The sequence below is a fragment of the uncultured Kluyvera sp. genome (assembly GCF_902485085.1).
Lineage (GTDB): Bacteria > Pseudomonadota > Gammaproteobacteria > Enterobacterales > Enterobacteriaceae > Kluyvera > Kluyvera ascorbata.
Window position 1 is genome coordinate 19,183 of the sequence record NZ_CABTJS010000126.1, and the last position, 23,255, is coordinate 42,437.

The window sequence follows — 23,255 nt, forward strand, 5'->3', positions numbered from 1 at the left end:
TATGATCTATCCTGATGAAGCTATGCTGTACGCCCCCGCTGAGTGGCACGATTGTTCTGAAGGTTTTACCGACATTCGCTACGAAAAATCCGCTGACGGCATCGCCAAAATCACCATTAACCGCCCGCAGGTTCGCAACGCGTTTCGTCCACTGACGGTCAAAGAGATGATTCAGGCGCTGGCGGATGCGCGCTATGACGACAACGTCGGCGTTATCATCCTGACCGGCGCGGGCGACAAAGCCTTCTGCGCCGGTGGTGACCAGAAAGTGCGTGGCGACTACGGCGGATACCAGGACGACAGCGGCGTTCACCACCTGAACGTGCTGGACTTCCAGCGTCAGATCCGTACCTGCCCAAAACCAGTGGTAGCGATGGTGGCTGGCTTCTCCATCGGCGGCGGCCACGTGCTGCACATGATGTGTGACCTGACTATTGCGGCGGATAACGCCATCTTCGGCCAGACCGGTCCGAAAGTCGGATCCTTTGACGGCGGCTGGGGCGCTTCTTACATGGCGCGCATCGTCGGCCAGAAAAAAGCGCGTGAAATCTGGTTCCTGTGCCGCCAGTACGACGCGAAAGCGGCGCTGGATATGGGCCTGGTGAACACCGTGGTACCGCTGGCTGACCTCGAAAAAGAGACCGTACGCTGGTGCCGCGAAATGCTGCAAAACAGCCCGATGGCGCTGCGCTGCCTGAAAGCCGCGCTGAATGCCGACTGTGACGGCCAGGCGGGTCTGCAAGAGCTGGCCGGTAACGCCACCATGCTGTTCTACATGACCGAAGAAGGTCAGGAAGGCCGTAACGCTTTCAACCAGAAACGTCAGCCTGACTTCAGCAAATTCAAACGGAATCCGTAATGCGTAGTGCGCAGGTTTACCGCTGGCAGATACCGATGGACGCAGGTGTAGTTCTGCGCGAGCGGCGGCTGAAAACCCGTGATGGGTTATTCGTCTACCTGCGTGACGGCGAACGGGACGGGTGGGGAGAAATTTCCCCACTGCCGGGCTTTAGTCTGGAGTCGCTGGACGACGCGCAGTCGGCGCTGCTCGGTTGGGTTAACGCCTGGCGGCAGGGCGACGATGGCGCGTTGCCAGAGGTTCCCTCGGTGGCCTTTGGCATCAGCTGTGCGCTGGCGGAGCTCAACGATGCGCTGCCTGAGGCGGCGGATTATCGCGCCGCGCCGCTGTGCACCGGTGACCCGGACGATCTGGTTATCAAGCTTGCTGATATGTCCGGCGAGAAGGTGGCTAAAGTGAAGGTCGGCCTGTACGAAGCGGTCCGTGACGGCATGGTGGTGAATCTGCTGTTGGAAGCTATTCCAGAGCTGACCCTGCGCCTCGATGCCAACCGCGCCTGGACGCCGCTGAAAGCCCAGCAGTTCGCCAAATACGTCAACCCGGACTATCGTTCGCGCATCGCCTTCCTTGAAGAACCGTGCAAAACCCGCGATGACTCGCGCGCCTTTGCGCGTGAAACCGGTATTGCTATTGCCTGGGACGAAAGCCTGCGCGAGGCGGATTTCCGCTTTGAAGCCGAGCCCGGCCTCAAAGCCGTGGTGATTAAACCAACGCTGACCGGTAGCCTGGAACGCGTAAAAGCGCAGGTGGCGGCGGCGCATGCGCTTGGCCTGACGGCGGTAATTAGCTCCTCGCTGGAATCAAGCCTCGGCTTAACTCAGTTAGCGCGCATCGCGGCCTGGCTCACCCCAGACACCATTCCGGGTCTGGATACCTTGAATCTGATGCAAACTCAGCTTATCCGCTGCTGGCCTGACAGCCCGCTGCCATGCGGGGCAATTGAGGATATGGAGCCGCTGCTGTGACCTTTTCTACCTGGCCGTGGCGGCACTGGCGCGAGGAGCGTGGCGACGCCATCGCGCTGCGTCTCGATGATGAAACACTGAGCTGGACGGCGCTGTGTGAGCGTATCGACGCGCTCGCCGCCGGGTTTCAGGCGCAGGGCGTTAATCCCGAAGACGGCGTGGCGCTCTGCGCGCGCAATCGCCCGGAAGCGGTGCTGGCCTGGCTGGCGTTGTTGCAGTGCGGCGCGCGTATCCTGCCGCTAAACCCACGGCTACCGGCGACGCTGGTCAGCGAACTGCTGCCGGGGCTCAGCCTGTGCCACTTTTTAAATCTGGAAGCCGATGATCACTACGGCCTTGCGCCGTTGCAGCTGCGTTCCGCACCGCTGACCTCGCCGTGCGACTGGCGTGCTGAACGCCTGGCTTCGATGACGCTCACCTCGGGTTCAACCGGCCTGCCGAAAGCGGCGGTGCATACCTGCGCGGCGCATCTGGCGAGTGCGTACGGCGTGCTGAGCCTGATGCCGTTTGCAGAAAACGACTGCTGGCTGCTGTCGCTACCGTTGTTTCACGTCTCCGGCCAGGGCATTTTCTGGCGCTGGCTGCTGGTGGGCGCGCAGATGGCGGTGAGTGAGCATCCGCTTGCGCAGGCGCTGCACGGTTGTTCCCACGCGTCTCTGGTGCCGACGCAGCTTTGGCGCCTGCTCAATGATGAACAGCCGCTCACCCTGAAAACGGTGCTGCTGGGCGGCGCGGCGATTCCTGCGGTCCTGACCGAACAGGCGGCAGCGCGGGGGATTCAAACCTTCTGCGGCTACGGCCTGACCGAGTTTGCTTCCACCGTCTGCGCGCGCGAAGCCAACGGCGGCGAGGATGTTGGCATGCCGCTGCCGGGGCGCGAACTGCGGCTGGTAGATGGCGAAATCTGGCTGCGCGCCAGCAGTATGGCTTCAGGTTACTGGCGCAACGGTAAACTGCTGCCGCTGACCAATGCTGAAGGCTGGTTTGCCACCCGCGATCGCGGTGAAATTCGCGACGGCAAACTGCACGTTATTGGTCGTCTGGATAATCTGTTTTTCAGCGGCGGTGAGGGCATTCAACCAGAAGAAGTTGAGCGAGTGCTGGTACAGCATCCGGCGGTGAATCAGGTCTTTATTGTCCCCATTGACGATATCGAATTTGGCCAGCGCCCGGTGGCAGTACTAGATGCTGAGCCCACGCTGAATATGGCTGAGCTGGCGCTGTGGGCGAAAGACAAGTTGGCGGGATTCCAGCAGCCGTGCCAATGGTTGACGCTGCCGGAAGAAATGAAGGGGACGGGCATTAAGGTGTCTCGTCATCAGCTGATGCAGTGGGTAAACGCACAGTTAAAATCATGAATAATAGATACGTGTTATTTCATTAACATACGTCATCATTCCTGGTGATGTATTAGACGTAATTCGTTACAATCCCCCTGATTATTGCCTGTTTAGTACATTGAATCCGCTGCGTATCGCAGTACAATTCAGCGGTTTAAGGGCGTTTATTTTTGCGTTTGCATGAAAGGATGAAGATGAAAAAGAGCGTGTTATTTGGTCTGGCGGGGCTGATGTTTGTCTCCGCGTCAGCGAGTGCAATCAGCTTTAACGGTCAAGCTGGTAAAGATTACACTAACCTGGGCTTTGGTGTCGGTACTGAGACTTCTGGCCTGGCGTTAACCGGTAACTGGACGCACAGCGACGACGATGGTGATGTGGCAGGTCTGGGCCTGGGACTGAATATCCCTCTCGGTCCGTTCATGGCTACCGTGGGTGGTAAAGGCGTTTACACCGATCCTAACGACAGCGATTCCGGCTATGCCGCAGCGGTCGGTGGTGGTCTGCAGTGGAAAATCGGCGACAGCCTGCGTCTGTTCGGTGAGTACTACTACTCCCCGGATTCACTCTCAAGCGGTATCGACAGCTATACCGAAGCTAACGCGGGCGCGCGTTATACCATTATGCGTCCAATCAGCATCGAAGCAGGTTATCGTTACCTGAACCTCGCGGGTAAAGACGGTCATCGTGACAACGCCGTGGCCGATGGCCCGTACGTTGGTGTGAGCGCATCGTTCTAATCCCCCTCCGGCGCGGCGACACCGCTGCGCCAGTTTTTCTCTTCTTAAATCCTCCGCTTGCGTTATAGTGACTCGTCCTCTTTTTATTGGAGAAAGTGATGATAACGGTTGAGATGCTGTCCACCGGTGACGAAGTCTTATCGGGGCAGATCGTCGATACAAACGCTGCCTGGCTTGCTGATTTTTGTTTCCAGCAGGGTATTCCGCTGACGCGACGTAACACCGTTGGGGATAACCTGGATGACCTGGTCGCTATTCTGCGCGAGCGCAGTACTCAGGCAGATATTCTGATTGTGAACGGCGGCCTCGGGCCGACCAGCGATGACCTTAGCGCGCTTGCTGCGGCAACGGCGAAAGGTGAATCGCTGATTATGCACGAAGAGTGGCTGGCGTTTATGGAGCGTTTCTTCAGCGAGCGTGGCCGCGTGATGGCGCCGAGCAACCGCAAGCAGGCGGAGATCCCGGCCAGCGCCGAGCTTATCGACAATCCGGTCGGTACCGCCTGCGGCTTTGCCGTTAAGCTTAACCGCTGCCTGATGTTCTTTACGCCGGGCGTGCCGTCTGAATTTAAAGTGATGGTTGAGCAAGAGATCCTGCCGCGTATACGCCAGCGTTATCCGGTCGGTGAGCCGCCGCTGTGCCTGCGTCTGACGACCTTTGGCCGTTCTGAAAGCGATCTCGCCCAAAGCCTGCAACACCTTGTTCTGCCGCCGGGTGTGAGCATGGGTTATCGCTCGTCGATGCCGATTATTGAACTGAAGTTGACCGGGCCTGCGGAACATCGTGATGCGATGCTGGCGCTGTGGCCAGAAGTACAGAAAGTGGCGGGCGAAAGTCTGATTTTTGAAGGCACCGAAGGATTACCAGCGCAGCTTGCCCGCGTGCTGAAAGAAAGACAGTTCAGCCTGACGTTAAGCGAGCAGTTCACCAGCGGGCTGATTGCCCTACAGCTTTCCCGTGCCCAGGCGCCGCTGCTGGCGAGCGAAGTGGTACCGCCACAGGATGAAACGCTGGCGCAAACCGCCCGTTGGGCCGCCGAGCGTCGAGTGAACCATTTTGCCGGGCTGGCGCTGGCGGTAAGTGGTCTTGAAAGTGAACACATTAACTTTGCGCTGGCGACACCGGAAGGGACGCACGCGCTGCAGGTGAAGTTCAGCAATACGCGTCATGGTCTGGCGGTGCGTCAGGAAGTGTGTGCGATGATGGCGCTGAACATGCTGCGTCGCTGGCTGAATAGCCGTCCCGTTGCCAGCGAACACGGCTGGATTAACGTGGTGGACTCGCTCACGCTTTAAGCTGTAACCGGCTTTTCCCCCCTCTCCCTTTCAGGGAGAGGGGACCGTTGGGCGCAGGTTATCGGACCAACGCCCGCGCTAACAGCGTGATTGGATGTTCACAACGCTTGCTGGTGGACATCTCAATCTGCCATTTGCAGGTCTCGCAGTCGGTAATCACCAGGTCTGCGCCGCTCGCTTCAATTTGCTCGAAGAGCGGTGCGCCTATTGCCTGCGACGTTGGGTAGTTCTCCGTTTTGAAGCCGTAAGTTCCCGCTATTCCGCAGCATTGTGAATCCAGCACCTGAAGCTCAATACCCGGTATGCGGCGTATTAATTCCAGCGTGTACAGCGACCAGCCCATCTTCTCCATATGACACGGCGTGTGGTACACCACCTTTAGCGGCAGTGGCTGTAACGGCAGCTCCGCGCCATCATCCAGCTTGCGCCACAGCCAGCGGGTGGCCAGCTCAATGTTGTCGCGCAGATCGTGGTTATCGACGTCCAGCAGGTGCGGGTACTCATCACGCAGCGTAAAAGTGCAGGTGGACGAGGTGGCAATGACCGGCAGCTTTTTGCCGCCAATGGCTTCCCGCAGCGACTTGATATTGCTCTGCGCCTGTCGACGGGCTTTATCAAAGAAACCGTTAGCAATCAGCGGCACGCCGCAGCACTTCTCTTTGCTGAGTAGCTGCACACCAATGCCTATCGCATTCATCACCTTTATCAAATCCAGCCCGAGCTGCGGATGGTTGTAATTAACGTAGCAGCCGTGGAAGAAGGCGACCTGCTCGGCAAACTGCGCCTGTGCTGCGGCAATACGCGCGTAGCGGCGGCGGAAGGTGCCGAAGGAGTATTTCGGTAGGGCGCGGTGATGGTCAATCTTGAGCGCGCTATCCAGAAGTTGACGCACGGGCTTCAGGCCGGTGGCGGCATTGACGATGAGGGCGAACGGCGTAGAGAGCGTGCCCATCAGGTCGGTATGGCTGAGGATCGTATCGCGAATACTCGGCTTTTGCTGGCTATAGTCGGCGCGGGCGCGCTGGATAATATCGCCAATTTTGACATCCGACGGGCAGGCGACTTCGCAGCGTTTGCAGTTGATGCAGTATTTTAGCGCCTCGTCATACAGCCCGGCGTCTTTGCGGCGCAGACGTTCGCCGTCCGGCCCGGCCTGTTTTGGCCCCGGATAGCGTGGGTTGACGCGGCTAACGGGGCAGACGGTGGTGCAAACGGTGCATTTAATGCAGTTTTCGAAACTTTGCTGGCTCATGCTTCGCCTCCCGCCAAACGGATAATCTGCGCGGCAGCGTGTAGCGCGGAGACGGCGCATACGCCCCCGCCGCAGCCCTGCGCGATCGGGTCGAAGCCGCCAAGCACCGAGCCGATGGCAAACAGGTTGCGCATCGGTAGACCTCGGAGCGTGGGATGCAGCTCGGCATCGACGATTGCGCCCGACTGCTGCCACGGCTGCGGGTCAAAGAAATCATCGCGATAGCCCGCGCTACGTGAGGCGGGTTGCTGAATATCCAGCCCCATAATGGACTCGCGAATGTGGTCGCGATCGGCGGTCAGGCCGTTGCTGAAGAAACTGCCGCTGGCCAGTACCGCATAGCGCGGACGTAATGGAATATCGCCGTGGTTACGCGTCCAGACTTCGCGAACCTCGCCGCGGTCGTGGCTGACGCGCACCGCTTCATCACCCGCCATCCAGGTTCCGCCCAGCGCAACAAACCGCCGTTGCAGGGTGGCGTGGAACCGCATACCCGGCACTGAAGGCGGCAGTGTTGGCAGAAGCAGCAGGGTGCAGGGGAGATTGTGATTGAGCCAGTCGAATAACGCCGTGTCACGCAGGCCAAAGCAGGCGGGCATCACCAGCGTGTCGCATCCTTCACTGAGCGGTAATAGCGCCTGATGCAGCATTGGCCAGTGCGTTTTTTCATCCAGTACCCTGGCGATATTGACCGCGCGGAACTCGGTCGGGTTTTCCCGCAGCACATCCAACTCTGGTAAATCGATTTCAGCGGTATCGGCGTTTAGCCCCTGCTGCTGGAGGGATTCGGCGACCAGATGCGGCTGGAAATCGAGAAATCCACTAATACCGACGACCCGAACGCGGCCGCGCCTGAACGGGATAATCGGTACTTCCGACGGACTCAGCCAGGCGGCACGTTGAGTGCCCAGCGGGGTAATACGCTGATGAGGCGTCGCCATATCGCGGCGCATGTTGATTCCGCATTCAGCCAGCAGCGTCTGCGTCTGCTGCGCGTAGTGCTGCACAAGACGGGAGCCAATCAGGCTATAGGGATGCTGCGGGGATTGTTCGCGCAGCGCGGCCAGCCCGTCTGCGAGGTGGGTGACCTGCTGGCCATCGGGCAGGGCGCTGAGCAGGTCCAGCGAGCCGGAAGAGAAGTGCAGCGCGCTCTGGCCCCGGCTGACAATTACCGCGCGCAGACCCGCTTTTTGTAGCTGGATGCCGCACAGCAACCCGGCGAGTCCGCCGCCGATAATCACGCTATCAAATTTCATCTTCTGGCTCCTTTTTCAGGCCGCACAATCCCTGGTATACCCAGCGGGTTAATTCGCTCTCGCGCAGCGCATCGCCCCAGGCAATCGGCTGGACGCCTTTCCAGCGTTCATTGAGGAAGGCAGAAAGCTGGGTGAGCGATTGCGCCGAGGTGGAGACGCGATAACGCTGGAGCAGACCGGCTGCGCGGCATGCGCACAGCTCGCCCTGGCATGTACCCATGCCGACGCGTGTGCGGCGGCGTAAATCCAGCAGGTTATTGACCGCCAGATTTTCCACCGCGTACTGTACTTCGCCCGCGGTGACGGCTTCGCATTCGCAGACTACGCTGCGCTGTAATCGAGTGTTGCCGAGCCATTCCGGCGTACGGTCGCCGTGACGATAGACCGCCGAACCGCGCAGCGGCGCGGGCAGGGAAATCATACGTTGCAGCGTTTTCTCCGCCGGCTCACGGGAGCCAGGCAGCGGCGTTTGTGCAGTGGTGCAGGTGCCGCTGTGGTTAAGTTTGCGGCAAACGGCATCGGTGGCCCATTCTGCCATCAGGCGATAGGTCATCAGCTTGCCGCCGGTGATGGTAATGAACCCTTCCAGCCCGTCGCGCTCAGCGTGATCCAGCAGAACAATGCCCCGGCTGACGTTGCGCCCGCTGGGGTCGTTATCGCTGGCAACCAGCGGGCGTACGCCGCAGTAGGCGCGAAGAATACGGGTATTCGCCATGACTGGCGCCAGCTTTTCACCTTCGCGCAGCAGAATATCGACCTCGTCGGCGGTAACGCGGCAGCGGTCAATGTCGTCGTAATCGATATGTGTTGAAGTGGTACCAATCAGCGAAATGGTATCGCCGGGCACCAGAATATCGGCATCGGCGGGCGCACGACAGCGGTTGATCACATGCTGGTTGATACGGTTTTCAAATATCAGCAGCGAGCCTTTCGCCGGGAACATGCGGATGCGCAGGTCGGCGTATTCGGCAATGCGCTGTCCCCAGATCCCGGCGGCATTGACCACCACCGGCGCACGCAGCGATTGCGGTTGCCCGGTAGTGTGGTTGAGCAGGTGAACGCCGTGGATGCGATCGTTGTGGCGAATAAGGCCGGTGACTTCATGGGCGGTAAAAATCGTCGCGCCGTGTTCGCGGGCATCGAGCATATTAGCGGCGGTCAGGCGGAAGGGGTCGACGGTGCCGTCGGGCACGCGCACCGCGCCAACCAGCGCAGGGTTCACCGCTGGCTCCATCCGCCGCGCCTGCGCGGGGTCGATAGCTTCAGCCTGAATCCCCGCCGTCTGGCAGGCATCCATAAAGGTACGCTGATAGTTGAGATCATCTTCAGGCAGGGTGATAAACAGCCCGCTGGTGGGTTCGATACAGTGGCGGGCGATTCGCCGCAGGATCTGGTTTTCGCTGATGCATTCGCGCGCGGATTCGCTGTCGGTCACCGCATAGCGCGCGCCGCTGTGCAGCAGGCCGTGATTGCGCCCCGTTGCACCGGTGGCAATATCAAAGCGCTCAACCAGCGCAACCTTCAGGCCGCGTAGCGAGCAGTCGCGGGCGATACCGGCCCCGGTGGCTCCGCCGCCGATGATGATGGCATCGTATTCATTGACAGAGGCGCTGTCCATAATGTGTCCTCAATGTTCGTTTTGATAACATTAAGTCACGTATATGAATTGTTTTGTTTGATTTCGAACATATTCGAGCATTAATCGAAAGTGTAATCGCGAGAAATGTGCCGTGTATCGCCTTTTCTTAGATATGCCCGTCTCTGACCAACTGGTGCAGACAGTCGTGCAGCAGCTGCAAAGGGCTACCGCTAACCGGAGGCTCGTTGGCAATAAGTGATACCTGGCGATAGAACGGGGGTTCCAGCGGCACCGAGCGTAGCGGTTGTTCCAGCGTTTTCAGGGTCAGTTCCGGCAGCAGCGCGATGCCCAACCCCTGACGGATAAAGCTCATTGCCGTGGTAGGGTGGTTAAATTCGTATTTAATGTTGGGGGTAATATTCATCCCGGCGAACAGCGACATGATGCTCATTTCATAGCGCCCTTTACTGACAATAAGCGGCTCGTCGAACAGTGCGTTTAGCGAAATGGATTTTTTGCCCGCAAAGGGATGATTATCGGGCACGACTACGGCAAACCTGTCTTTATAAACCGGAGCCACAAACATGCCTTTGGCCGGAATATGTACAAAACCGGCGTCGATATTATTTTCGCGAATAGCATCGATAATCTCCGAGCTATTGGCTTCGTGGGGGACAATTTTTATATTCGGATGGTGTTGTTCAAAATAACGTACCACCTCCGGTAATATGCTGGCGCAAATACTGGGGAAGCAGCCTATGCGCAGCAAGCGAAGAGGCGTTTTTTTCTCCTGCTCGGCAATTTCTTTGACCGCGCTGACTTCGTTCATCAGGCGACGAAGGTGAGCCACGATACGGACGCCAGCTACCGTCAGCGTAATGGCTTTACGGCGCTCGCGCACCAGAATGGCGACGCCCAGTTCCTCTTCCAGTGCTGAAATAGCCTGGCTAACGGCGGACTGGGTCATATACAGTCGTTTACCCGCTTCGGTAAATGCCCCGCATTCGAGGACCGTTAACAGTGCGCCGATCTGCGTTAACGTCATTAGTTTTTCCTAACTAAAGTCATTAAAACGATTAATTTTACTAATTTATATCGCCTGCCTATAATTTTTTCTACGGACTCAATCACAAAATCACGCACGCAATTATTTGTGTTTTTAATGCATTCTTGAATTATATATTCGTGATGAATGTGATAATGCGCGACGTTTAATTAGGTTGCATATCAATGAAAGAGAAATTATGGACTAAAGATTTTTGGGCAATCACGATTATTAGCTTTATTATCTTCTTCGTATTTTATGTTCTTCTCACGCTCCTGCCGATTTATATCGCCGATAACCTCCATGCTACCGCAGACAAAGCCGGGCTGCTGGTGACCTTCTTCCTGGCCGCCGCGATAATCGTGCGTCCGTTCGCTGGACAATGGGTGGGAAAATACTCAAACAAAACGATTCTGATGCTCTCCTCCCTGGCGTTTTTAGCGGTAACTGCGCTGTATCCGTTCTGTCATTCCATTGAAGCACTGCTTTTTATTCGCGTGCTGCACGGTATTACTTTTGGGGTGATTACTACGGTGAAGGGCACTATCTCCGCGCGCCTGATTCCTGCTTCCCGACGTGGGGAAGGCATCAGCTTTTTCTCTTTAGCCATGGGGCTGGCGATGGTCGTTGGGCCGTGGATTGGCCTGAATATGGCTCGCCATAGTGCGTTTACCCTGGCGTTCTGGATGTGTACCGTGGTTTCGACGATTGGCATCGTGCTGTCGCTTGTGGTCCGTGTGCCGCCGGTTATTCGTCATGCCGATGGTTCTCAGCCAAAGCTGGGTTTCTCAGCCATGTTCGACCGCGCGGCCATGCCGTTTGCGCTGGTCACGTTTTTTATGACCTTCTCCTACGCCGGAGTCTCCGCGTTTCTCGCCCTGTATGCTCGCGAACTGGACCTGATGACCGCGGCCAGCAACTTCCTGCTGTGCTACGCCATTTTCCTGATGATCTGCCGTGCCTTCACCGGCAACATCTGCGATAAAAAGGGGCCGAAATACGTGGTCTATCCTTGCCTGCTGGCATTCACTATCGGTCTGGTGGTGCTGGGCTACACTCACGGCAGCGTATCGATGATTCTTGCAGGGGCGTTAATTGGTATCGGCTACGGTTCAGTGACGCCTATCTTCCAGACGCAGATTATCAGCTCGGTTGAGCCGCATAAAATCGGCGTGGCGAACTCGCTGTTCTTCAATGCGATGGATGCCGGGCTGGCGATTGGCGCTTTCGTGATGGGGATGATGGTGGAAGGCGTGGGCTATCGCGCCATTTATCTGGTTGGGGCGCTGCTGGTGGTGCTGGCCGGGGCGCTGTACATCTCGCAGATGAAGCGCCGTGGCGCGATGCCGTTGGTTAGTGCACACGAAGTGCACTAACCGTTACATCTCAATTTCGATATCACCCTTTGCCCTGCAACAGCAGGGCAAAATTTCATCCGGCTGGATAAAGGCCAGCGGTTTGGTCAGCCAGTCGACCTGGCCTGATACTAGCCGCGTGCGGCAGGAGCCGCAGTAGCCTTCGCGGCACTGGTATTCGACCTCAACGTTGTGAGACTCCAGCGCCGCCAGCAGGGAAGGGTGTTCATCCTGGCACTGCAAACGCGTGCCAGAGATGCGCAGAAAAACGCGGCTCATTAGAGCTGGAAGTCGCTGAGATCGTCAGTATTGACTTCCGAGTCAATCTGGCCGACCAGATAAGAGCTGACTTCCACTTCCTGCGGGGCAACCTGCACGTTATCGGACACCAGCCAGGTGTTGATCCACGGGATTGGGTTAGAACGGGTCTGGAACGGCAGATCCAGGCCAACCGCCTGCATACGGATGTTGGTGATGTACTCAACGTACTGGCAGAGAATGTCTTTGTTCAGGCCAATCATCGAGCCGTCGCGGAACAGATAATCCGCCCACTCTTTTTCCTGCACGGCAGCCTGGACGAACAGGTCATAGCATTCCTGTTTGCACTCTTCAGCAATCTCCGCCATCTCCGGGTCATCCGCGCCGCTGCGCAGCAGGTTCAGCATGTGCTGGGTACCGGTGAGGTGCAGCGCTTCATCGCGGGCGATCAGGCGAATAATCTTGGCGTTGCCTTCCATCAGTTCGCGCTCGGCGAAAGCGAAGGAGCAGGCGAAGCTGACGTAGAAGCGAATCGCTTCCAGCGCGTTCACGCTCATCAGGCAGATGTAGAGTTTCTTTTTCAGCTCGCGCAGGTTCACGGTCACGGTTTTGCCGTTGACGTTGTGGGTGCCTTCGCCCAGCAGGTGCCAGTAGCTGGTCATTTCGATCAGCTCGTCATAGTAGCTGGAGATGCCTTCCGCACGCTTCTGGATCTGCTCGTTGGTGACGATGTCATCAAACACAATCGCCGGATCGTTGACGATGTTGCGGATGATGTGGGTGTAAGAGCGCGAGTGGATGGTTTCAGAGAACGCCCACGTCTCAACCCAGGTTTCCAGTTCCGGAATGGAAATCAGCGGCAGCAGCGCCACGTTCGGGCTGCGGCCCTGGATGGAGTCCAGCAGGGTTTGATACTTCAGGTTGCTGATGAAGATATGCTTTTCGTGTTCCGGCAGCGCCTGATAGTCGATACGGTCGCGGGAAACGTCAACTTCTTCCGGACGCCAGAAGAAGGAGAGCTGTTTTTCAATCAGCTTTTCGAAGATGTCATATTTCTGCTGGTCGTAGCGTGCCACGTTGACCGGCTGGCCAAAGAACATCGGCTCTTTGAGCTGATCGTTTTTCGTCTGTGAAAAAGTGGTGTATGCCATTGATGTCAATCCTGTCTGGAGAGTAATGCCGGATGGCGGTTACTTACCTGCTTACAATATCATCGCAAAAAAATCCGTACACCGAATAAGGTTTTGGTCGATACGGAAATCAAAGGCCGGGTCAGCGTATCGCTGCCCGGCAATCGTTATTAGATCTTACAAGCGCCGCTTTCGCAGCCGTCATCCTGAATGGATGGAGCCAGATCGTCCTGCGCATCTTCTGCACCGTCACGGGTGTTCTGGTAGTACAGGGTCTTCACGCCAAATTTGTAGGCGGTGAGCAGGTCCTTCAACAGCTGCTGCATCGGGACTTTGCCAGATGGGAAGCGCGTTGGGTCATAGTTGGTGTTCGCAGAGATCGACTGGTCGATAAACTTCTGCATGATACCAACCAGCTGCAGGTAGCCGTCGTTGTTTGGCATTTCCCACAGCAGCTCGTAAGCGTTGTGCAGGTGCTCGTAGTCCGGCACTACCTGGCGCAGGATCCCGTCTTTTGACGCTTTGATGCTCACGTAGCCGCGCGGTGGCTCGATGCCGTTGGTGGCGTTGGAGATCTGCGAAGAGGTCTCGGACGGCATCAGGGCAGAGAGCGTGGAGTTACGCAGGCCGTGCGTCTTAATGGACTCACGCAGAGCTTCCCAATCCAGATGCAGCGGCTCGTTAGTAATCGCATCCAGGTCTTTCTTATAGGTGTCGATCGGCAGAATGCCCTGCGAGTAGGTGGTTTCGTTGAACCACGGGCATGCGCCTTGCTCTTTCGCCAGCTCGTTGGAGGCCTTCAGCAGGTAGTACTGAATAGCTTCAAAGGTCTGGTGCGTCAGGTTGTTGGCGCTGCCGTCGGAGTAGCGCTTGCCGTTTTTCGCCAGCCAGTAGGCGTAGTTGATAACGCCGATACCCAGCGTACGACGACCCATTGCGCCACGTTCAGCGGCTTTAATTGGGTAGTCCTGGTAGTCCAGCAGAGCATCCAGCGCGCGCACGGCCAGCACGGCCAGCTCTTCCAGCTCGTCCAGGCTATTGATAGCACCCAGGTTGAACGCGGACAGCGTACACAGGGCAATTTCGCCGTTTTCGTCGTTCACATCGTCCAGCGGTTTGGTCGGCAGGGCGATTTCCAGGCACAGGTTAGACTGGCGTACCGGCGCGACAACCGGGTCAAACGGGCTGTGGGTGTTGCAGTGGTCAACGTTCTGAATGTAGATACGGCCGGTAGAAGCACGTTCCTGCATCATCAGGGAGAACAGTTCAACCGCTTTCACGCGCTGTTTGCGGATGCTGTCGTCGTTTTCATATTTAGTGTACAGACGCTCGAACTCGTCCTGGTCGGCGAAGAACGCGTCGTACAGGCCAGGGACGTCGGACGGGCTGAACAGCGTGATGTCGCCGCCTTTCAGCAGGCGGGTGTACATCAGCTTGTTGATCTGTACGCCGTAGTCCATGTGACGCACGCGGTTGCCTTCAACGCCGCGGTTGTTTTTCAGTACCAGCAGGCTTTCGACTTCCAGGTGCCACATTGGGTAGAACAGGGTGGCCGCACCACCGCGTACGCCGCCCTGAGAGCAGGATTTTACCGCTGTCTGGAAGTGCTTGTAGAATGGAATACAGCCGGTGTGGAACGCTTCACCGCCGCGAATCGGGCTACCCAGCGCACGGATACGACCGGCGTTGATACCAATACCGGCGCGCTGGGAAACGTATTTCACAATTGCGCTGGAGGTGGCGTTGATGGAATCCAGGCTGTCGCCGCACTCGATCAGGACGCAGGAGCTAAACTGACGAGTTGGGGTACGCACGCCGGACATAATCGGCGTAGGCAGAGAAATTTTGAACGTGGAAACCGCATCATAGAAGCGCTTCACGTAGCTCAGGCGGGTTTCACGTGGGTAGTTCGAGAACAGGCACGCGGCCACCAGAATATAGAGGAACTGAGCGCTCTCGTAGATTTCGCCGGTCACGCGGTTCTGTACCAGGTATTTACCTTCCAGCTGCTTAACCGCTGCGTAGGAGAAGGTCATATCACGGTCGTGAACAATGAACGAGTCCATCTGCTTGAACTCTTCTTCCGTATAGTCTTCCAGCAGATGATTGTCGTATTTACCCAGGTTAACCATGTGTTTGACATGGTCAAGCAGTACCGGTGGCTCAAACTGACCGTAGGCTTTTTTGCGCAGGTGGAACACCGCCAGGCGCGCGGCCAGGTACTGGTAGTCCGGAGCTTCGCTGGAGATCAGGTCTGCTGCTGCTTTGATAATGGTTTCATGAATGTCGGACGTTTTAATCCCGTCGTAGAACTGGATGTGTGAACGCAGTTCGACCTGAGAAATCGAAACGTTGTGCAGCCCTTCGGCGGCCCAATCCAGCACGCGATGAATTTTGTCGAGGTTAATGCGTTCTGTGCGGCCGTCACGCTTAGTCACCAGCAGACTCTGATTCATGTGATTTTTACCTGTCCGTGAAAAGGAAAATATCCCCTGATTTATCCACAGTTGCCGTTGTAGCAAAACCTGTGGATAAATACTACATGTAGGGGTTCGTTGATTAATTAAACGCTATATGGTGAGTATTCTAGTCTGGATTCTTTTGAGCACAAGGGTTGATTTTGACGTTAACTTGAGGTTGATAAAGCGTAAAAAACGCTAAGTCCACGGCGCATAAGGGCTGGCGGGAATGTCAATAATTTGCAAAAAAAAATGAAAATTTGATCGAGTGCTGATTTCTTCGTCGAAGGGGGAATTTGCGCAATATGATGTGGCGCAATTTTGTTGTAGGCGCCCCCCATGATTGGTAGGCAATATGTCGAAGCCGGGTAAGTGGTTGGTAGCCCGGGCGAGGCATTTATGCCGACCCGGGGGGCTCGGAGCCTATTCCCGGCGTCGCGTTCGCTCGACCGGGCTACAGGTCATGCTAATTTGGCGGTAGTGTGCAGCATATAGTTTACGTCTACGCCCGGTGCCAGCTTGAAGCTGTTGGTGATGGGGTTGTAGTGCAGGCCAATCATGTGACGCTCTTTCAATACGGTCTGGTCAACCCAGCTCAGCAGTTCGGCCGGCTTGATGAATTTCTTAATGTCGTGCGTGCCTTTTGGCACCATGCGCAGAATGTATTCCGCGCCGACCACCGCCATCAGCCAGGATTTGCCGTTGCGGTTGAGCGTGGAGAAGAAGACCTGACCGCCCGGTTTCACCAATTGGGCGCAGGCTTTCACCACCGACTGTGGGTCCGGAACGTGCTCCAGCATCTCCATGCAGGTCACCACGTCATACTGCCCGGCATGTTTCGCCGCGTGTTCTTCTACCGTTTCCTGCACGTAATCGACGGGAATACCGGTTTCTAGTGAGTGCAGCTTTGCCACCTGCAGCGGCTCGAAGCCCATATCGAGACCGGTGACCGTCGCGCCTTCACGCGCCATGCTTTCGGCCAGAATGCCGCCGCCGCAACCGACGTCCAGCACCTTTTTACCGAACAGGCCGCCGGAGCGTTCGGCGATATAGCCCAGACGCAGCGGGTTAATGCGGTGCAGAGGTTTAAATTCCCCCTCCAGATCCCACCAACGTGATGCGACGGCCTCGAATTTGGCTATCTCTTCGTGGTCTACGTTGTGCGCTACCGCAGCTTTTTCGGCATTCATGGCTGTTCCTGCTCCTTATTTCGTTATTGTCAGCGAGTATATCAGTACCACGGCGTGAATAAAGCGTTCGCGGGGTGCTAATGGGTTTACCTGTCTTTACGCTAATGTGTTATAATTTGCGACCTTTGAATCCGGGAATACAGTAGAGGGATAGCGGTTAGATGAGCGACCTTGCGAGAGAAATTACACCGGTCAACATTGAGGAAGAGCTTAAGAACTCTTATCTGGATTACGCGATGTCGGTCATTGTTGGCCGTGCGCTGCCGGATGTCCGAGATGGCCTGAAGCCGGTACACCGTCGCGTACTTTACGCCATGAACGTATTGGGCAATGACTGGAACAAAGCCTACAAAAAATCAGCCCGTGTCGTGGGTGACGTGATCGGTAAATATCACCCGCATGGTGATACTGCCGTCTATGACACTATCGTCCGTATGGCACAGCCATTCTCACTGCGATACATGCTGGTAGATGGTCAAGGTAACTTCGGCTCTGTCGATGGCGACTCCGCCGCAGCGATGCGTTATACGGAAATCCGTATGTCGAAAATCGCCCATGAGCTGATGGCCGATCTGGAAAAAGAGACGGTGGACTTCGTCGATAACTACGACGGCACCGAACGTATTCCAGATGTAATGCCGACCAAAATTCCTAACCTGCTGGTTAACGGTGCCTCTGGTATCGCCGTAGGTATGGCCACCAACATTCCACCGCACAACCTGACGGAAGTGATCAACGGCTGTCTGGCATATGTCGACAACGAAGACATCACCATCGAAGGTTTGATGGAACATATCCCAGGCCCTGATTTCCCGACTGCCGCCATCATTAATGGCCGCCGCGGGATTGAAGAAGCCTATCGTACCGGTCGTGGGAAAGTGTACATTCGCGCCCGCGCGGAAGTCGAAGCCGACGCCAAAACCGGTCGTGAAACCATCATCGTGCACGAAATTCCGTATCAGGTGAACAAAGCGCGCCTGATCGAGAAAATCGCCGAGCTGGTAAAAGATAAACGCGTTGAAGGCATCAGCGCGCTGCGTGACGAGTCTGATAAAGACGGTATGCGCATCGTGATTGAAGTGAAACGCGACGCGGTTGGGGAAGTGGTGCTGAACAACCTCTACTCCCAGACTCAGCTGCAGGTTTCCTTCGGTATCAACATGGTTGCACTGCACCATGGTCAGCCGAAGATCATGAACCTGAAAGAGATTATCGCTGCGTTCGTACGCCACCGCCGTGAAGTGGTGACTCGCCGTACCATTTTCGAACTGCGTAAAGCACGCGATCGCGCGCACATCCTGGAAGCGTTGGCCGTTGCGCTGGCTAACATCGACCCGATCATTGAACTGATCCGTCGCGCTCCAACCCCGGCCGAAGCGAAAGCGGGCCTGGTGGCGCAGTCGTGGGAGCTGGGCAACGTTTCTGCGATGCTGGAACGTGCGGGTGATGACGCGGCGCGTCCGGAATGGCTGGAACCTGAGTTTGGCGTTCGCGACGGTAAATACTACCTGACCGAACAGCAGGCACAGGCGATTCTGGATCTGCGTCTGCAGAAACTGACCGGCCTTGAGCATGAAAAACTGCTCGACGAGTACAAAGAGCTGCTGGAACAGATAGCAGAACTGCTGCGCATTCTGGGCAGCGCCGAGCGTCTGATGGAAGTGATCCGTGAAGAACTGGAACTGGTTCGCGAACAGTTCGGTGACGAACGTCGTACTGAAATCACCGCCAACAGCGCCGATATTAATATCGAAGATCTGATAAGCCAGGAAGATGTTGTAGTAACGCTGTCTCACCAGGGTTACGTCAAATATCAGCCGCTTACCGATTACGAAGCTCAGCGTCGTGGCGGTAAAGGCAAGTCAGCTGCACGTATTAAAGAAGAAGACTTTATCGACCGCCTGCTGGTGGCCAACACCCACGACACGATCCTCTGCTTCTCCAGCCGTGGTCGTCTGTACTGGATGAAGGTTTATCAGCTGCCGGAAGCTAGCCGCGGCGCGCGTGGCCGTCCGATCGTCAACCTGCTGCCGCTGGAAGCGAACGAACGTATCACCGCCATCCTGCCGGTACGCGAGTACGAAGAGGGCGTGAACGTCTTTATGGCGACCGCCAGCGGTACCGTGAAGAAAACGGCGCTGACCGAGTTCAGCCGTCCACGTTCTGCCGGTATTATCGCGGTTAACCTGAACGAAGGCGACGAACTGATTGGCGTTGACCTGACCTCCGGTTCCGATGAAGTCATGCTGTTCTCTGCCGCCGGTAAAGTGGTGCGCTTTAAAGAAGATGCCGTTCGTGCCATGGGTCGTACTGCGACCGGCGTACGCGGTATCAAGCTCGCGGAAAAAGACAGCGTGGTATCGCTGATTGTTCCACGTGGCGAAGGCGCTATCCTGACCGTCACCCAGAACGGCTACGGTAAACGTACCGCTGCTGAAGAGTACCCGACCAAGTCGCGTGCGACGCAGGGCGTTATCTCTATCAAAGTCACCGAGCGTAACGGCTCCGTGGTGGGCGCGGTACAGGTCGACGACTGTGACCAGATCATGATGATCACCGATGCCGGTACGCTGGTGCGTACCCGCGTGTCGGAAGTCAGCGTGGTAGGGCGTAACACCCAGGGCGTAATCCTCATCCGTACTGCGGAAGATGAAAACGTCGTGGGCCTGCAGCGCGTGGCCGAACCGGTTGACGACGAAGAGCTGGACGCTATCGACGGTAGCGTGGCGGAAGGCGACGATGATATCGCGCCAGAAACCGAGAGCGATGACGACGTAGCGGACGATGCTGAAGAGTAATCGTTGAGCAACGTTGAGAAAGGGTCGGTGAAAACCGGCCCTTTTTTTATGTTCGCGGTATACCCGGAGTCGGTTAGGCGACTCTCTGATTGCGGCTAACGGCTTTTCCCGCTACCTTAACCACATCCTGTTGACCCTCAACGGCGGAGTTTCGCCACTTTGAAATATCTTGTCTCCTTTCGCACAACGCTGAAAGTTTCACGTTACCTGTTTCGGGCTCTGGCGCTGCTGCTTTGGCTGCTTATCGCGCTGATTTCCGTTTTCTATATCGTGAATGCACTGCATCAAAAAGAGTCTGAAATCCGTCAGGAATTCAACCTCAACTCCGATCAGGCTCAGCGATACTTCCAGCGAACCTCCGATGTGATTAAGGAGCTCAAGTACATGGCCGAAAACCGGTTGACGGCGGTAAATGGCGTGCTGCCCGGCGGGCTGGCAAAAGATAGCGCTGAAATACCTGATTTTGAGCCGTTGTTCTCCGATTCTGACTGTGGCACGCTTGATACCACCTGGCGCGGCCCGCTGGAGTCGCTGGCCTGGTTCTTGCGCTACTGGCGGGAAAATTTCTCGGCCACGTACGATCTTAATCGCGTCTTTTTAATCGGTAGCGAGAATCTCTGCATGGCCAACTTTGGCCTGCGTGAAATGCCGGTTGATCGCAGTGAAGCCCTGAAGGCGCTGCACGAACGTATTATTGCCTATCGTAATGCCCCGCAGGATGACCGCGGGGGCAATCTGTTCTGGGTTGGGCAGGGGCCGCGACATAGCGTGGGGTATTTCTATGCGCTAACACCGGTTTACCAGGCAAACCGCCTGCAGGCGCTGCTTGGCGTTGAGCAGACCATGCGGGCGGAAAACTTCTTTACCCCAGGCAGTATGCCGATGGGGGTATCCATTCTCGATGATAACGGCAATACGCTGATTTCCCTGGCGGGGCCGGATACCAAAATGCGCATCAGCCCGCGGGGCTTGCAGGAACGGTTGTGGTTTGGCTACACCTCAGGCTACCGCGAACTGGTGCTGAAAAAAACGCTGTTGCCTTCTTCACTTAGTATTGTCTATTCGGTGCCGCTGGATGTGGTGCTGGAGCGTATTCGCATTCTGGTGCTGAACGCGCTGTTGCTGAACCTGCTGACGGGTATTGCGCTGTTTACCATGGCGCGAATGTACGAGCGCCGCATCTTTTTACCTGCGGAGTCTGACGCGCTGCGCCTGGAAGAGCACGAGCAGTTCAACCGTAAAATTGTCGCCTCTGCCCCGGTGGGGATCTGTATCCTGCGTACCCAGGATGGCACCAATATTCTGAGTAACGAACTGGCGCACAACTATCTCAATATGTTGACGCACGAAGACCGTCAGCGTCTGACGCAGATTATCTGCGGCCAGCAGGTGAATTTCGTCGATGTGCTGACCAGCAACAATACCAACCTGCAAATCAGCTTCGTCCATTCGCGCTACCGCAACGAAAACGTGGCGATATGTGTACTGGTAGACGTCAGCTCGCGCGTCAAAATGGAAGAGTCATTGCAGGAGATGGCGCAGGCCGCGGAGCAGGCGAGTCAGTCGAAGTCGATGTTCCTGGCAACGGTCAGCCACGAGCTGCGTACGCCGCTCTACGGGATTATCGGCAACCTCGATCTGTTGCAAACCAAAGAGTTGCCAAAGGGTGTTGACCGTCTGGTGACGGCGATGAATAACTCTTCCGGGCTGCTGTTGAAGATTATCAGCGACATTCTCGACTTCTCGAAAATTGAATCCGAGCAGCTGAAAATTGAGCCACGCGAATTCTCGCCAAAAGAGGTGATGAACCATATCACCGCCAACTACCTGCCGCTGGTGGTCAGAAAACAGCTTGGCATGTACTGCTTTATCGAGCCGGACGTGCCGATGAAGCTGTTGGGTGACCCGATGCGTTTGCAGCAGGTGATTTCCAACCTGCTGAGCAATGCCATCAAGTTTACCGATATCGGCTGTATCGTTTTACACTTGAAACGGGAAGGGTATTACCTGAGCATCAGCATTCGCGATACTGGCGTCGGTATTCCGGCGAAAGAGGTGGTGCGATTGTTTGACCCGTTCTTCCAGGTGGGAACCGGGGTGCAGCGCAATTTTCAGGGGACCGGTCTGGGGCTGGCTATCTGTGAGAAGCTGGTCAACATGATGGACGGCGATATTGCGGTGGATACCGAGCCGGGTATGGGCAGCCAGTTTACGCTGCGCATTCCGCTCTATGGTGAGCAGGATTCCACGCCGCTGGCGATTGACGGATTGGCGAAAATTCGCTGCTGGCTGGCGGTGCGCAACGCTTCTCTCTCTGACTTTATTCATTCGTTGCTCAGCTGGCACGGCATTGACGTTCGTCTCTATGACGGCGAAACCCCAGAGCCGGACGATCTGCTTATCACCGATGATGAGCTGTCTCAGCCGTTGGCGGGCAGGGCCGCTGTGGTCTTCTGCCGTCGGCATATTGGTATTCCGCAGGAGTACGCGCCGGGGCAGTGGGTGCACAGCATTGTATCACCGCATGAATTAATGACGCTGCTGGGACGTATTTATCGCGTTAAGGTAGAGACGGGCGATGCCGCGGAGCTGCCAGCGCATGAACAACCGGCAGATAGCAACGACGATATGATGATCCTGGTGGTCGACGATCATCCTATCAATCGCCGATTGCTGGCCGATCAGCTAGGATCGTTGGGTTATCAGTGTAAAACCGCCAACGACGGTGTCGATGCGCTGAATGTGTTGAGTAAGAACCACATCGATATTGTGCTGAGTGATGTCAACATGCCAAATATGGACGGCTATCGTCTGACACAGCGTATTCGCCAACTGGGGTTGACGCTACCGGTCGTTGGCGTCACCGCCAATGCGCTGGCCGAAGAGAAGCAGCGCTGTCTGGAGTCTGGGATGGACAGCTGCCTGTCAAAACCGGTCACCCTGGATGTGCTCAAGCAGACATTAACGGTGTATGCCGCACGCGTCCGTAAAGCACGGGAATAAGGTATTTATGGGTAGCGCCGATGGCGCTGCGCACATCGGGCCTACGTAAAGCAGGCCCGATGTGCAACAGGTTTAGTCTTTGTCTGACGGCGAAAGCGTCACGGAGGAGAGGTAGTTCAGCAGCGCGATGTCGTTTTCCACGCCGAGCTTCATCATGGCCGACTTCTTCTGGCTACTGATGGTTTTGATGCTGCGGTTCAGTTTCTTCGCGATTTCGGTCACCAGGAAACCCTCAGCAAAGAGACGCAGAACTTCGCTCTCTTTTGGTGACAGGCGCTTGTCGCCATAACCACCCGCGCTGATTTTCTCCAGCAGGCGAGAAACGCTCTCTGGGGTAAACTTCTTGCCTTTTTGCAGCGCAGCCAGCGCTTTTGGCAGGTCCGTTGGTGCCCCTTGTTTCAGCACAATCCCTTCAATATCCAGATCCAACACCGCGCTCAGAATCGCCGGGTTGTTGTTCATGGTCAGCACGATGATGGACAAACCTGGGAAGTGGCGTTTGATGTACTTAATCAGCGTAATACCGTCACCGTACTTATCTCCAGGCATGGAGAGGTCAGTAATCAGGACGTGGGCATCAAGCTTCGGTAAGTTGTTAATTAGCGCAGTGGAGTCTTCAAATTCGCCAACAACATTAACCCATTCAATTTGCTCCAGAGACTTACGAATCCCGAACAGCACAATCGGATGGTCATCGGCAATAATTACGTTCATATTGTTCATGTAAAGGCTAC

Annotated in this window: 17 protein-coding genes; 8 read left to right on the plus strand and 9 right to left on the minus strand. The window is 56.3% G+C overall.

The window, feature by feature from the left end; all coding sequences use genetic code 11:
• Position 1 precedes the first annotated feature (1 nt).
• From menB to RDN66_RS15305, 5 genes are all read left to right on the plus strand, one after another.
• Positions 2–859: a 1,4-dihydroxy-2-naphthoyl-CoA synthase gene (gene menB / locus RDN66_RS15285; RefSeq protein WP_035892608.1), complete on the plus strand. Its 858-nt coding sequence runs from the start codon at positions 2–4 to the stop codon at positions 857–859.
• The gene (gene menC / locus RDN66_RS15290; RefSeq protein ID WP_308537961.1) at positions 859–1,824 is read left to right on the plus strand and encodes an o-succinylbenzoate synthase; all 966 of its coding nucleotides are present in this window, start codon (positions 859–861) and stop codon (positions 1,822–1,824) included. The genes menB and menC overlap by 1 nt, the downstream gene beginning before the upstream one ends.
• Entirely contained in the window at positions 1,821–3,182 is a 1,362-nt protein-coding gene (menE, locus tag RDN66_RS15295) for an o-succinylbenzoate--CoA ligase (RefSeq protein ID WP_202217543.1), read from the plus strand. Before menC ends, menE begins: the two co-directional genes overlap by 4 nt.
• Before the next feature lie 176 nt (positions 3,183–3,358).
• Positions 3,359–3,901 (plus strand): YfaZ family outer membrane protein, encoded by a 543-nt coding sequence (locus tag RDN66_RS15300; RefSeq protein WP_035892612.1) that lies wholly within the window; start codon positions 3,359–3,361, stop codon positions 3,899–3,901.
• Positions 3,902–3,999: 98 nt separating this feature from the next.
• Positions 4,000–5,196 carry a nicotinamide mononucleotide deamidase-related protein YfaY gene (locus tag RDN66_RS15305; RefSeq protein WP_202217544.1) on the plus strand — a complete coding sequence of 399 codons (1,197 nt, stop codon included), beginning with the start codon at positions 4,000–4,002 and terminating at the stop codon, positions 5,194–5,196.
• 58 nt (positions 5,197–5,254) lie between these two features.
• On the opposite strand, the gene glpC is transcribed toward RDN66_RS15305, so the two are convergent.
• From glpC to RDN66_RS15325, 4 genes are all read right to left on the minus strand, one after another.
• Positions 5,255–6,448, minus strand: coding sequence for an anaerobic glycerol-3-phosphate dehydrogenase subunit GlpC (glpC, locus tag RDN66_RS15310; RefSeq protein ID WP_202217545.1), 1,194 nt, complete (start codon positions 6,446–6,448; stop codon positions 5,255–5,257).
• The gene (gene glpB, locus RDN66_RS15315; protein ID WP_308537962.1) at positions 6,445–7,704 is read right to left on the minus strand and encodes a glycerol-3-phosphate dehydrogenase subunit GlpB; all 1,260 of its coding nucleotides are present in this window, start codon (positions 7,702–7,704) and stop codon (positions 6,445–6,447) included. Before glpB ends, glpC begins: the two co-directional genes overlap by 4 nt.
• Positions 7,694–9,322, minus strand: a complete 1,629-nt coding sequence (gene glpA / locus RDN66_RS15320) for an anaerobic glycerol-3-phosphate dehydrogenase subunit A (protein ID WP_202217547.1) — start codon at positions 9,320–9,322, stop codon at positions 7,694–7,696. The genes glpB and glpA overlap by 11 nt, the downstream gene beginning before the upstream one ends.
• A 127-nt stretch (positions 9,323–9,449) precedes the next feature.
• Positions 9,450–10,328, minus strand: coding sequence for a LysR family transcriptional regulator (locus RDN66_RS15325; protein WP_202217548.1), 879 nt, complete (start codon positions 10,326–10,328; stop codon positions 9,450–9,452).
• Positions 10,329–10,513: 185 nt separating this feature from the next.
• Between RDN66_RS15325 and RDN66_RS15330 the strand changes: the two genes are divergently transcribed.
• Complete coding sequence (locus RDN66_RS15330; protein ID WP_202217549.1) at positions 10,514–11,704, plus strand: MFS transporter; 1,191 nt, start codon at positions 10,514–10,516, stop codon at positions 11,702–11,704.
• A 3-nt stretch (positions 11,705–11,707) separates the two neighbouring features.
• Here the strand turns inward: RDN66_RS15330 and yfaE are convergent, their stop codons facing one another.
• The 4 genes from yfaE to ubiG all read right to left on the minus strand — a co-directional run bounded on the left by yfaE (position 11,708) and on the right by ubiG (position 16,720).
• Positions 11,708–11,962, minus strand: a complete 255-nt coding sequence (gene yfaE / locus RDN66_RS15335; RefSeq protein WP_123652754.1) for a class I ribonucleotide reductase maintenance protein YfaE — start codon at positions 11,960–11,962, stop codon at positions 11,708–11,710.
• Positions 11,962–13,092: a class Ia ribonucleoside-diphosphate reductase subunit beta gene (nrdB, locus tag RDN66_RS15340; RefSeq protein ID WP_123652753.1), complete on the minus strand. Its 1,131-nt coding sequence runs from the start codon at positions 13,090–13,092 to the stop codon at positions 11,962–11,964. Before nrdB ends, yfaE begins: the two co-directional genes overlap by 1 nt.
• A gap of 149 nt (positions 13,093–13,241) precedes the next feature.
• Positions 13,242–15,527 carry a class 1a ribonucleoside-diphosphate reductase subunit alpha gene (gene nrdA, locus RDN66_RS15345; RefSeq protein WP_035892622.1) on the minus strand — a complete coding sequence of 762 codons (2,286 nt, stop codon included), beginning with the start codon at positions 15,525–15,527 and terminating at the stop codon, positions 13,242–13,244.
• A gap of 464 nt (positions 15,528–15,991) precedes the next feature.
• Positions 15,992–16,720, minus strand: coding sequence for a bifunctional 2-polyprenyl-6-hydroxyphenol methylase/3-demethylubiquinol 3-O-methyltransferase UbiG (gene ubiG / locus RDN66_RS15350; RefSeq protein WP_123652751.1), 729 nt, complete (start codon positions 16,718–16,720; stop codon positions 15,992–15,994).
• 161 nt (positions 16,721–16,881) lie between these two features.
• Here ubiG and gyrA point away from each other — a divergent pair, with 161 nt between their 5' ends.
• Together gyrA and rcsC are read left to right on the plus strand one after the other, a co-directional pair.
• Complete coding sequence (gene gyrA, locus RDN66_RS15355) at positions 16,882–19,518, plus strand: DNA topoisomerase (ATP-hydrolyzing) subunit A (protein WP_035892625.1); 2,637 nt, start codon at positions 16,882–16,884, stop codon at positions 19,516–19,518.
• A 159-nt stretch (positions 19,519–19,677) separates the two neighbouring features.
• Positions 19,678–22,521, plus strand: coding sequence for a two-component system sensor histidine kinase RcsC (gene rcsC / locus RDN66_RS15360; protein ID WP_308537963.1), 2,844 nt, complete (start codon positions 19,678–19,680; stop codon positions 22,519–22,521).
• Between the two features lie 72 nt (positions 22,522–22,593).
• On the opposite strand, the gene rcsB is transcribed toward rcsC, so the two are convergent.
• Positions 22,594–23,244 carry a response regulator transcription factor RcsB gene (rcsB, locus tag RDN66_RS15365; protein ID WP_035892628.1) on the minus strand — a complete coding sequence of 217 codons (651 nt, stop codon included), beginning with the start codon at positions 23,242–23,244 and terminating at the stop codon, positions 22,594–22,596.
• Positions 23,245–23,255: the final 11 nt, after the last annotated feature.

Coding starts and splice junctions, on each gene's coding strand:
- RDN66_RS15305 (WP_202217544.1), top strand. CDS start 4,000: ATGATAACGGTTGAGATGCTGTCCACCGGTGACGAAGTCTTATCGGGG.
- glpA (WP_202217547.1), bottom strand. CDS start 9,322: ATGGACAGCGCCTCTGTCAATGAATACGATGCCATCATCATCGGCGGC.
- nrdB (WP_123652753.1), bottom strand. CDS start 13,092: ATGGCATACACCACTTTTTCACAGACGAAAAACGATCAGCTCAAAGAG.
- glpB (WP_308537962.1), bottom strand. CDS start 7,704: ATGAAATTTGATAGCGTGATTATCGGCGGCGGACTCGCCGGGTTGCTG.
- menC (WP_308537961.1), top strand. CDS start 859: ATGCGTAGTGCGCAGGTTTACCGCTGGCAGATACCGATGGACGCAGGT.
- glpC (WP_202217545.1), bottom strand. CDS start 6,448: ATGAGCCAGCAAAGTTTCGAAAACTGCATTAAATGCACCGTTTGCACC.
- rcsB (WP_035892628.1), bottom strand. CDS start 23,244: ATGAACAATATGAACGTAATTATTGCCGATGACCATCCGATTGTGCTG.
- yfaE (WP_123652754.1), bottom strand. CDS start 11,962: ATGAGCCGCGTTTTTCTGCGCATCTCTGGCACGCGTTTGCAGTGCCAG.
- menB (WP_035892608.1), top strand. CDS start 2: ATGATCTATCCTGATGAAGCTATGCTGTACGCCCCCGCTGAGTGGCAC.
- nrdA (WP_035892622.1), bottom strand. CDS start 15,527: ATGAATCAGAGTCTGCTGGTGACTAAGCGTGACGGCCGCACAGAACGC.
- RDN66_RS15300 (WP_035892612.1), top strand. CDS start 3,359: ATGAAAAAGAGCGTGTTATTTGGTCTGGCGGGGCTGATGTTTGTCTCC.
- RDN66_RS15325 (WP_202217548.1), bottom strand. CDS start 10,328: ATGACGTTAACGCAGATCGGCGCACTGTTAACGGTCCTCGAATGCGGG.
- ubiG (WP_123652751.1), bottom strand. CDS start 16,720: ATGAATGCCGAAAAAGCTGCGGTAGCGCACAACGTAGACCACGAAGAG.
- gyrA (WP_035892625.1), top strand. CDS start 16,882: ATGAGCGACCTTGCGAGAGAAATTACACCGGTCAACATTGAGGAAGAG.
- RDN66_RS15330 (WP_202217549.1), top strand. CDS start 10,514: ATGAAAGAGAAATTATGGACTAAAGATTTTTGGGCAATCACGATTATT.